Source organism: Bacillus sp. S4 (assembly GCF_040838205.1).
Taxonomy (GTDB): domain Bacteria; phylum Bacillota; class Bacilli; order Bacillales; family Bacillaceae_G; genus Bacillus_A; species Bacillus_A cereus_U.
Map to the genome: position 1 here is coordinate 1 of NZ_JBFPJI010000112.1, position 10877 is coordinate 10877.

The window sequence follows — 10877 nt, forward strand, 5'->3', positions numbered from 1 at the left end:
AAATTAATCTTATTATCTTTCCACTCTAACTTCGCATCAAACGTTTTCTCGCCTTTTTTAAAGCCTTTAATTAAATCGGTCTTCTCACCTTTTAATAGCTTCGTCATGTTTTTTTGCGAAATGGCTTTGCTTAATATCTTCTTCGAAATGGTAAAATCACACTGTGTTGTGTTGTAGTTGGAACAACCGTAAAACGTGGACTTGTCAATAACATCGCCATCGCATTTTTTACAGTTCCCGACCTTTTTACCTGTTGTAAATTTCGATCCTTTTCGTTCAATCGACTCAACATGTAATCCGGTGAAATCCCATTTCTCCGACATTTCTACCGCGTCTTCAATAATTTTAGCTGATAGCTTCTTCGTTTGCTCCATAAATGTAGCTGGTGAAGCTGTACCTTCTCCAATTTCCGCAAGGCGTTGCTCCCATTTTGCTGTCATTTCTGGTGAAGCCAGTATTTTATCACCGATTGCTGTAATTAATACTTTCCCTTTATCTGTTGCGTATACTTGGTTTTTCTGCACATCTATATATTTACGATCCTTCAGCATCGTAATAATACCTGCACGAGTTGCCTCTGTACCTAATCCTTCTGTTTTCTTCAATACTTTCTCAAGCTCTTCATTCTCTAAATACTTACCGGCCGTCTTCATTAACGTAATAAGTTGTCCTTCTGTATAACGCTTCGGTGGCTGTGTTTTTCCTTCTTTCACTTTCACCTTTACAACTTTTCCTTGTTCACCTTCAGCTACAATTGGAAGAATCGTTTCGTCATCTTTATCGTCTTGGAAAATAACTTTACGCCAACCTTCTTGAATTTGTTGTTTTCCTTTCGAAATGAACTCAGCACGTTCGTCTACAAGAGTTGTAATTGTTGTGTAGTCAAAGATCGCTACTTCATAATGCGCCGCAATAAGTCTTCTTACGATCATATCGTAAATTTTCTTTTCATCACCTGATAGTTTGCTTGGATTTGTAACTTGCTCTGTCGGTATAATTGCGTAGTGATCTGTAACTTTCTTTTCGTTCACATAACGCTTATTGTTCATAATCGATTCAATTGGTGCTGGCAATAAACCTTTATATTCATCAAACTGACTTAACTTCTGTAAAATATCAGGGAACGTCGCTGCTTCTCCTTGTGTAACATAGTTAGAATCCGAACGTGGATAAGAGACTATCCCTTTTTGATATAGTGCTTGTGTTATATCAAGCGTCTTTTTCGGCGAAAATTTAAAAGCTTTGTTTGCTGTCGCTTGCAGTGCGGATAAATTAAATAAAAACGGCGGCTGAAACTCTTTACGCTCCGTTTTCATTTCTTTTACTACAGCCGGTTTATTTTGACAAAACGCTGCAATTTTATTTGCCAAATCAGGATCATTTAAGCGGGACTCATTATCTTTCTCCCATTTCCCCTCATACTTCTTTCCTTCTATATTAAAGGTTGCGAACACTTCCCAAAACGGCTCTGACTTAAAGTTCTCTATTTCTTTTTCACGCTTTACAATGAGTGCTAATGTTGGCGTTTGTACACGACCAGCGGAAAATACATCGTTCATTCCCTTTTTCTTTAGCAAAATGCTAAAGACACGCGATGCATTCATACCAACGACCCAGTCAGCGCAAGATCTTGTATATGCTTCGTAATACGTATTAATCGTATCTGCTTCATCTAGTAAGTTTTTAAATCCTTGATAAATAGCTTGTTTCGTCAAAGATGAAATCCAAAGACGCTTCATTGGCTTTTGCACGTTACAAAGATTAATAATGTTTCGTACGATCAGTTCCCCTTCACGCCCAGCATCGCCCGCGTGAATGATTTCTGTTACCTGAGGATTATGTAACAGCTGTTTCACAACGTTAAATTGCTTATACTTTGACTTTGTTACCTCAAACTGAAAACGCTCTGGAATCATCGGTAATGTATTTAATGACCATTTTTTCCACTCTGCGTGATAATGTTCTGGATTACATAACTGCGTCAAATGACCAATTGCCCATGTACAGTACGCTCCATTTGGAAATAACTCATTTGCTTCTACTTCTAAATACCCATCTTTCCGGCGATATTTAAACTGTGAAACAAGAGCCAAACCTTGATCTGGTTTCTCGGCAATAATTAATTTCATTTTATAACTCCCTATCTGTATTCCAGTGTTACTTTCATTGTCTATATGTTTAGAAGCGATGATAATACAACAATCTTATTTATCATTCGCGGTTTGTCTCACGAATGGGAGACCTATAATATTATACGCTTATTCTTTATGGCTTCACAATAGAAACTCATTATATAACACTTTCTTTCGCATGCTCACAAACAAAAAAGACGCCCAAAAATCGAGCGTCCTTTCCATTCACTACTATTTGCTTTCATATATTCTATAAAATTTTAAATACAACAATTCCTTATGAAGCATCGTCTACTAAGATAACCATCATTATTTAAAAATTATATTGAACTTACCTTTTTTAAATTGTGCAGATAATTTGCAGATATAAATAAGCATAAGTACTCTCCATTTGAACATATGATGAAGTGAATGATAGGACAGGGAGGTATCATGATGTTTGCTTATACGTTAACTGCCTTAACACTTTGTTGTATCTCGATTATTATCACATCATATATTTCTAAACGTAAGGGTACCCTAATGGAGTATATGGTATTTATTATGTCTTTTAGTATGAGTATCGGTTTAAGTATCGGTTTTTATTTAGGTATTCTCTTTAAAGGAGAATTACTATATTCTACTTTGCTTGCTATTTTGATTAGTGGTTGTATCGGTTTTTTAGTCGGTCTACGTTTTCACCTGTACACTGCCTTAGAAGGAATGTTCTCTGGTTTAATGGCAAGTATGATGGGAGCTATGATTACAGAAATGTTAAACGCTCAACAAGCACATAGTATTCTGTTTATTAGTCTTTTACTTACTATAACGATAACTATGTCATGTATGATTCAGCTTTTATCAGAAACCTTTTCTACTTATATCCACCGCCGGTTTCTATTAGTACTTTCCATTAGCGTAGTAATTGTTCTTACTGTATTCGTGACATTTCCAGATCATACTCCCCCATCTTCATCCGGGCACGATCAACATATGCATTAACACTTGCAACGAAAATGAATAAGCAGCTATCCATAGGATAACTGCTTCATATTATTCTGGCTGATTAGGAATGTTAGGGTTTGGAACATAATCAGATTTGTAATCTGTATATTTCACTTCTGTTACCATTCCTGCTGAAGCATGGTGTAAATCATGACAGTGGAACATCCATTCACCCGGATTGTCTGCTACAAAGGCTACTTCATATTCTTCTCCTGGTTTTAAGTTCAAAGTGTCTTTAACAATTGGAGAACCTTCTACCGGTTTTCCATCTTTACTTAACACCTGGAAGAAATGACCGTGTAAATGCATCGGGTGATCGTCCGCTTTAGAGCGATTTACTAATTTTACTTTTACTAAGTCACCCTTTTTCACTGGAATTGGGTCAATATCTGGGAATACCTTTCCGTTAATTGTATATACCATTTCATTTCCATTCATTTGCGTATTCAAGTCCATATTATATGTGGCAGTATACTGTTGATCTAACGTGAAACTTCCTAATTTTTTAGTACCATATTTCGTCATGTCTAATTTTGATAACTTCTCTTTTTCGTTTGCTTTGTCTTTCATCTCTTTACTACCTTCATATTCAATAACAGCTTTCATTCCTTTTGCACCTTTATTTTCTGAATGGTCTTCAACATACCATTTCCCAGGATTATTAGCAGTAAATTCAATATCATAACGTTCACCCGGTGCAATTGAAATTACTTTGTCTTTTATAAATTTTGGATCATGAATTGGTTGACCATCTGTCGCAATTACTTTTATATCATGGCCATGAACGTGTATATCATGTGATAGATAACCAGCATTAACGAATCGAAGACGAACTTTATCGCCCTTATCCACTTTTAATGTCTCTACTAAATCTCCGCTTTTACCATTGATTGTGAATAAGTCATACACACTCATATCATGACCTTCCATCTTCATATTTCCATGATCCATGCCTTTCATATCATCATTCTTTTTCGTATTTTCATTATCCTTAGATTTATTACCATCTACTTTTTCTGTTTGCCCTTTTGTCATTTCTTTTAACTGCTTATTAATTTCTTCTTTATCTGTTACCCATTCATCTAATATTAATGGGTAATCTTTATCATACTTTTCATTTGTATCCTCTACAACGAGAGCACCATATAAACCTCTATCTAGTTGATTTACAGAATCTTGATGTGAATGATACCAATACGTTCCTGGTACGTTCGCTTCAAATTCATAGGTGAAACTTTTTCCTGATTCAACCGCATCTTGTGTCACGCCTGGAATTCCATCCATGTTATTTGGGACAGGATACCCATGCCAATGAATAGATACTGGTGCAGATAGTTCATTTTTTAATGTCACTTTAACCTTTTCACCTTTTTTCACCCTGATTTCTGGACCAGGAGATGAACCATTAAATGTCCAGACTGGAACAATAACACCGCTACTTAGCTTTTGTTTTTCTTCTTTCGCTACTAAAGTAACTTCTGGCCCTTTTACAACTTTCAATGGTTTTGTAGCCGTTTCAGTCTGTGTTGTTTTTTTGTCGTTCATATTTTTATGATCATTTGTTGTATTTGTGGTCGCAGAACATGCAGCAATTAAAGATATTACGGAGACTGTAACTGCTGTTAATACAAATCTTTTCATCGAAAATCCCTCCTTTTTCTTTTTCAAGCTTATTATAGAAGACAATTTTCAAGAAAATATGGAGATGTAAAATGTGCACAATAAAAAGGCGCCCAAAATTGAGCGCCTCTTCTAATTATTATTTCGTAACAACTTCATCTTCTTTTACATTTATATTATTTTCTCTCATAAACTCTTCAATCTCTTCAACTGACCTAACGATATCTTTTGACAAGTTTTCAAACCCATCTTTTGTTACAAGAATATCATCTTCAATACGAATCCCAATTGATTCTTCTTCAATATATAAACCTGGTTCAATCGTAATAACCATACCTTCTTCTAATACTCTCTCTTTGTATGTTCCGACATCGTGAGTATCTAAACCTAGGAAATGACTCACGCCGTGATAATAATATTTAGATAGTTCCTCATCTTCTTGAATTAAACCAATAGCTTTACACTCTTCTGCCAGTACTTTTTTTGTATGCTCATTTAATACAGCAAACTTTAATCCCGGCTTAATAAGTTCAGTTGTTTCTTTCAATGCTTTTAACACGATATTATATATTTGTTTTTGGCGACTAGAGAATGTTCCACTAGCTGGGAATGTGTAACTAATATCAGCGTTGTAGTAATCTTTTTGAGCACCTAAATCGAGCAGTACTAGATCACCTTGATCCACTTTTGCATCATTACCTTCATAATGCAACACAGTAGCATTTTTACCGCTCGCTAAAATTGTATTGAATGCATGATGTTTAATACCAGACGACTTTAGTATGAAATCAAAGTGCGCTTCTAATTCATATTCCATTATGCCTGCTTTCGCATGCTTCAACACATTATAAATACCCTCTTTAGTTACTGCAATTGCTTCTCTAATGATTTCAATTTCTTCCTCTGTTTTAAACACTCTTAATTCACAAATGCTCGGGTATACGTTACCAATTGTTATGTGTGGGTACTGTTCTCTTACATGTTTAGCAAACGCTAATGTTTTCGTCTCAGTACCGTTCCACTCACGAAGTTCCAAGTCTAAATTCACGTGTTTCACATTTTCTGCGAAAAGTGTATTCGTCATCGTCTTTTCAAAGCTATCTAAATACACAACTTTCTTTATACCTGATAATTTCTCTGCTTCTTCTTTAGAAACTGTTTTTCCAACCCACTTTTCAAGTACTGGATCTGATTTTTCAATGAAAAGAGTCTCTTCTACACTATTTCCAAACTTTTTTAACATGAAAATAACATTCGGCTCATCGATTCCCGTTAAGTAGTAAAAATTACGATTCGGCACAAATTTATAATGTGCATCAGCTGACATATGAGGTGCCTGTCCAGCAAATAAAATAGTAATTGATTCATCTGGTAATGTTTTCACTAATCTTTCTCTATTTTGAGCAAAAAATGTTGACTTCATAATAATCCCCCTAGCGTTCTATGTATGTTTTTCAAACTAATTATCCAATACAATTCATTCTATTATTGTTATAATTTTTCGTCAATTAATAGTGTTTATTTTGAAAATAAAACTTTCATTACCGGGTTTCTTACCACGCATATATACGGGATAAAATTTTCATTACTATTCCACTCGAGATTATGCATACCACTCCACAATTTCTTGACATTTATTCCATATACTTAAAATCTCATACATATAGGAAAGGAGCCTACAAGCGTGAAACATTACGTAGGACTAGCCATTACTTCAATATTTATAATTACAGGATGCTCTAATAATGTAGAAACACAACCAGCAAAAACAGAAACAGTTCAATCTCAGCAAAAAAATAAAGAAACAGCAAATACGATTCCGCAAAACTTCTATAAAGAAATTACATCCGGAAAAATCGCGCACATTCATGGAATTGGCTATGCAGGAAATATGCCAGGGATTTCTATCGCAACTCATAGTGGTATAAAAGTTTATCAAAATGGCAAATGGTTTAAAACTGCTACACAGCTACACGATTATATGGGCTTTCAAGCAACGAAAAATGGATTTTTTGCCAGCGGGCATCCTGAACCAGGTGCAAATTTTAAAAACCCTTTAGGATTAATGAAAAGTTCGGATGGTGGCAATAACCTTGAAAAGCTAGCATTCTATGGAGAATCTGATTTTCATAACCTTGCTGTCGGATATAATACGGAAGCGATTTATTTATACAACGAACGTCCTAATTCTAAATTACAACAAGGTTTTTATTTCAGTACGGACAACGGACAAGAATGGAAAAATAGTAAGTTAAAGGGGCTTTCAAGTACTATCCACTCCTTTTCAGCACATCCCGATCAATCTAGTGTAGTCGCGGTAAGTGCTAAAGATGGCGTGTATTTATCTACGGATTATGGAAATACATTTGAACTATTTTCTAAATCAGTTGAATCGACAGCAGTTACATTAAGTAATGAAGATGTTATTTATGCCTCTATCAATAAGCAAAATGAGCAAATGATAACGAAAAAATCAATTGCTACAAATGAAGAAACAAATATACAAATTCCATCTTTAGATTCTAAGGATACCATCATGTATATTTCACAAAACCCTCAAAATTCATCTGAAATGGTATTTGCTACAATGAAAGCGAATGTATTCCTTTCTACGGATGGCGGTAAAACGTGGAAACAGATTACTAAAGAGGGATCATTACAATATAACTAGTTAGAAAGGTGAATATAACGTGTTTTCAACAATTAGTGAATGGAGTTATCAACTCATGTCTCCTTTAATGGATGTCGCGAATGCTACGAAATCAACGCCTTTTTTATTTGCGTTTTTATTAGGCATAGTAGGTACCCTTGCTCCTTGCCAATTAACAGGAAACATTAGTGCTATTACACTTTATCCCGCATTAACGGGCAGTAAAACTCCCACCTCAAAATTCGGATAGGACAAAGAAGTTAGGTGGGAGATCAACTGCCCGTAAATGCCCGATTGGTTCAACTAATAATCAGTGGGGGATGAACAAAACCCCCACTGATTAAAGTTTCACTTTATGGCAATCAATCTTTACAAAAGGGACATGCCTGGAAACATATACTGTTATTCATTGTAGGAAAAGTAATAGCTTTTACGACGCTTGGAATATTGGTATGGGTGTTAGGAAAAGAGATTCAACAAATATTAACTTTGTATTTCCCGTGGTTACGTAAACTGATCGGGCCTTTATTAATTTTAATGGGTCTAATATTATCAGGTATTATAACAGGAAGAAATTTCTTCTCTTCCATCTTCCCTATCAAATTTATACGAAAACAAAATGAAGTCAGCTCATTTTTACTTGGGTTCTTCTTTTCTTTAGCTTTCTGTCCGACTATGTTTGTGCTATTTTTCGGAACGTTAATCCCTTTATCTTTATCATCTAATTATGGGTACTTGTTTCCGACATTCTTTTCGATAGGAACTGCTCTGCCTATCGTTATACTAATGTTCATCATCTCCTATCTTGGATTAAATGGGGCATTACTCAAAAAGAGCCGAAAAATAGGAAAAAGCATTCAGCGTATAGCTGGTGTACTTCTCATTTTAATCGGACTTTATGATACATCCTTATATTGGTTGTAAATCAAAAAGGTAAGTTCAAGTGAATCAAACTTACCTTTTTTAAAAGCATTTTATTAATTTTTTTTATTTTGTAATTGTACTAATAAATTCGTAACAAACGCCAGAAACAGCGGATCATTCTCTTTTTTAGGTGACCATTGCATAATAAGTTGTCGTGGAATTTTAATTTCTATCGGTTGCACGATAAAGTCATGAATAATTTGTTTATGAAGTCCTGATAATGGAACGATTGTTATTCCTTTAACTTGTAAAGTAAGTGCTAATGCTGAACTAATTGACTCTGACTCCATCACTTTATTAACTACTATTTCATTTTTCATCAAATATGGTTCAAGTACTTCTTTACAACCAGAAAGCGGCATTATAAAAGGATAATTTTTCAACTCTTTTCTTGTAAGATCAGATGGAACTGACTTAGAAGAAACCATAACATATGGATCTTCACCAATGACATCATAATGAAATCCTGGTAGTAAATTTTCTTTTATAGAAATAGAAAAATCTGCACTTCCAGAAGACAACCAATCTAACACTTCTTGATAACTTCCCTCTCGAACTGCAAGTACATACTGACTTTGATCAACATTACCTAATTCGATACACTCTGCCAAACAATATACAGTAACGGAAGGATATGTAGCTAATACAATCTTATACAAGCTCTTATTTTTCAAATGTAAAGCTGTTTCTTCAAGATTTTCATACTCCATTAGAAGTCGATCTACACAAACTAAAAATTCTTTTCCATTTTCAGTTAACACCGTTCCTTGTCTAGATCGCTCGAATAAAGTTAAAGCATATCTTTTCTCTAATTTGTTAATGATATGCGTTATTGCTGGTTGTGTCATATGTAATTCCTTAGCTGCTAAACTAATGCTGTTCAAACGAGCCACGTATTTAAAAACTTTAAAATCAAAAACGTTCATTCTGTTCTCCTTATATAAAAGATATTTATATCATCTATAAATAAGCTTCATTATATTTATCAACCCACTTCATATACACTAATTATACATCATCAATATTACGAAAAAATAAGCATATAAACATTAGAGGAGTGTTGATTCAATGAGTACTTACGTTTTAGTACATGGAGCATGGCAAGGCGAATGGGCATGGGGATTTGTAAAACCTCAGTTAGAGGCTTTCGGACATACAGTTATTACACTAGACTTACCTGGAAGCGGTAAAGATACGACTCCTTCTCAGAATGTAACGTTAGATTCCTATGTTACTGCAGTAACGGATGCGATACATCAACAAAATGAAAATGTTATTCTCGTTGGACATAGTATGGGCGGCGTTGTTATTACACAAGCAGCTGAATATATACCAAATAAAATCGATAAATTAGTTTATCTTTGCGCATTTTTACCACAAAACGGTGAAAGTCTTGGTAGTAAATTAAATGGCGAAACCGGACCACAATTCTCTATAAATGAGAAAGACTTGACTGCAGAACTTATACCAGAGTTGATTGAACAAACATTTTTAAATGCTACAGAAGACGGTTCTATTAAAGAAACATCTTTTAATCAAATGCGTCCTCAACCGCTAGGACCGTTCCAACAAGAGCTAAAAATATCAGAAGCGAACTTTGGAACTGTAAATCGTATTTATATCGAAACAACTCTAGATAGAGCGATTCCGATTGATTTTCAGCGCCGAATGAATACAGAAACTCCTTGCACGAAAATAATTACTTTGGAAGCTGATCATTCACCATTCTTTTCTAAAACAACAGAACTTGTTAATTACTTAAATGAATTAAGCTAAATTTCATTTAATGAAAATAGACACCCGCGGGTGTCTATTTATTATGCTAACTAAAGATTGTATTTTCTTTTCTACATTTACATTCTCTTTTGCTTCATCTCCCACTTTTTATAAAGTAGTACTGCACCAAATAAGAATACCCCCGCAATGAATGAACCCACTGGTAACATTTTTATCATTTCATCAGGAAATACGAGCGGAAGTAATGGAAATGCGTAAGCCGCTGGAATGCGTATACCAACGATTTTTAATAAAATAAGCATCAATATCATATTTAATAAAGTAACTAACATCCATGAATCGATTGCAAAGTACAATAAAGTTCCAACAGTTGCCGATGTAGTTAATACTAGTATTTGTTTACATGCCATTTTTTCATTGTACATCGGCTTTTGAAGCGATTCATACACAACGACTAAAATAGGTGGAATGACCGCTAATTGTTCATAACCAGTTATCCAACATAAACTTATCCATACGAAATTTAGTATTAGAAATACTACCATATATTTATATTGTATTTTCACTTTTCTCTTAAGACCGTTATTCAGTTTAAATATAAGAACACCTAGCATTAATATGAATGTCAAAATGAAGACCGATATAACAAATGACCATTCAGTCGCATTTGTTACAGAATTTACGATACGGGAAAGCCCACGCAGGACTTTAGTCCGTCTTTAGACGTGGGATGAAAGCATCGTTTTTGCATAGCAAAACATGGTATACTTTATTCATAGTCATGCAAAAGACTCTAAAACGACTGTTCTCTGAAAACAGAATACATATGA

At 34.6% G+C, this 10877-nt stretch carries 7 protein-coding genes and 2 pseudogenes; 4 read left to right on the forward strand and 5 right to left on the reverse strand.

Annotation, left to right across the window (positions count from 1 at the left end; all coding sequences use genetic code 11):
- Positions 1-2129: DNA topoisomerase III (topB, locus tag AB3X48_RS12685; RefSeq protein ID WP_367959623.1), on the reverse strand; the 2129-nt coding region annotated here is incomplete at its 3' end.
- Between the two features lie 438 nt (positions 2130-2567).
- Between topB and AB3X48_RS12690 the strand changes: the two genes are divergently transcribed.
- On the forward strand, positions 2568-3113 hold the full coding sequence (locus tag AB3X48_RS12690; RefSeq protein WP_016104533.1) for a hypothetical protein: 546 nt from the start codon (positions 2568-2570) through the stop codon (positions 3111-3113).
- A 51-nt stretch (positions 3114-3164) separates the two neighbouring features.
- Here AB3X48_RS12690 and AB3X48_RS12695 read toward each other — a convergent pair whose 3' ends face one another.
- Complete coding sequence (locus AB3X48_RS12695) at positions 3165-4757, reverse strand: multicopper oxidase family protein (RefSeq protein ID WP_367959625.1); 1593 nt, start codon at positions 4755-4757, stop codon at positions 3165-3167.
- 118 nt (positions 4758-4875) lie between these two features.
- Positions 4876-6159: an aminopeptidase P family protein gene (locus tag AB3X48_RS12700; RefSeq protein WP_246908372.1), complete on the reverse strand. Its 1284-nt coding sequence runs from the start codon at positions 6157-6159 to the stop codon at positions 4876-4878.
- A gap of 261 nt (positions 6160-6420) precedes the next feature.
- On the opposite strand from AB3X48_RS12700, the gene AB3X48_RS12705 reads away from it, so the two are divergent.
- Both AB3X48_RS12705 and AB3X48_RS12715 read left to right on the forward strand, forming a co-directional pair.
- A complete protein-coding gene (locus AB3X48_RS12705; RefSeq protein WP_367959628.1) occupies positions 6421-7407 on the forward strand; it encodes a F510_1955 family glycosylhydrolase in 987 nt (328 codons plus the stop codon).
- A gap of 19 nt (positions 7408-7426) precedes the next feature.
- Positions 7427-8310 (forward strand): annotated as a pseudogene (locus tag AB3X48_RS12715) (urease accessory protein UreH domain-containing protein).
- Positions 8311-8363: 53 nt separating this feature from the next.
- On the opposite strand, the gene AB3X48_RS12720 reads toward AB3X48_RS12715, so the two are convergent.
- Entirely contained in the window at positions 8364-9236 is an 873-nt protein-coding gene (locus tag AB3X48_RS12720; protein ID WP_016104528.1) for a LysR family transcriptional regulator, read from the reverse strand.
- A gap of 142 nt (positions 9237-9378) precedes the next feature.
- On the opposite strand from AB3X48_RS12720, the gene AB3X48_RS12725 reads away from it, so the two are divergent.
- Positions 9379-10086 (forward strand): alpha/beta fold hydrolase, encoded by a 708-nt coding sequence (locus AB3X48_RS12725; protein WP_016104527.1) that lies wholly within the window; start codon positions 9379-9381, stop codon positions 10084-10086.
- A gap of 77 nt (positions 10087-10163) precedes the next feature.
- Here the strand turns inward: AB3X48_RS12725 and AB3X48_RS12730 are convergent.
- Positions 10164-10721: pseudogene (locus AB3X48_RS12730) on the reverse strand (hypothetical protein); the annotation flags it as partial.
- Positions 10722-10877 lie beyond the last annotated feature (156 nt).

Excerpts from the sequence above, each read along its gene's own strand:
- AB3X48_RS12720 (WP_016104528.1), bottom strand. The coding sequence starts at position 9,236 with ATGAACGTTTTTGATTTTAAAGTTTTTAAATACGTGGCTCGTTTGAAC.
- AB3X48_RS12690 (WP_016104533.1), top strand. The coding sequence starts at position 2,568 with ATGTTTGCTTATACGTTAACTGCCTTAACACTTTGTTGTATCTCGATT.
- AB3X48_RS12700 (WP_246908372.1), bottom strand. The coding sequence starts at position 6,159 with ATGAAGTCAACATTTTTTGCTCAAAATAGAGAAAGATTAGTGAAAACA.
- AB3X48_RS12695 (WP_367959625.1), bottom strand. The coding sequence starts at position 4,757 with ATGAAAAGATTTGTATTAACAGCAGTTACAGTCTCCGTAATATCTTTA.
- AB3X48_RS12725 (WP_016104527.1), top strand. The coding sequence starts at position 9,379 with ATGAGTACTTACGTTTTAGTACATGGAGCATGGCAAGGCGAATGGGCA.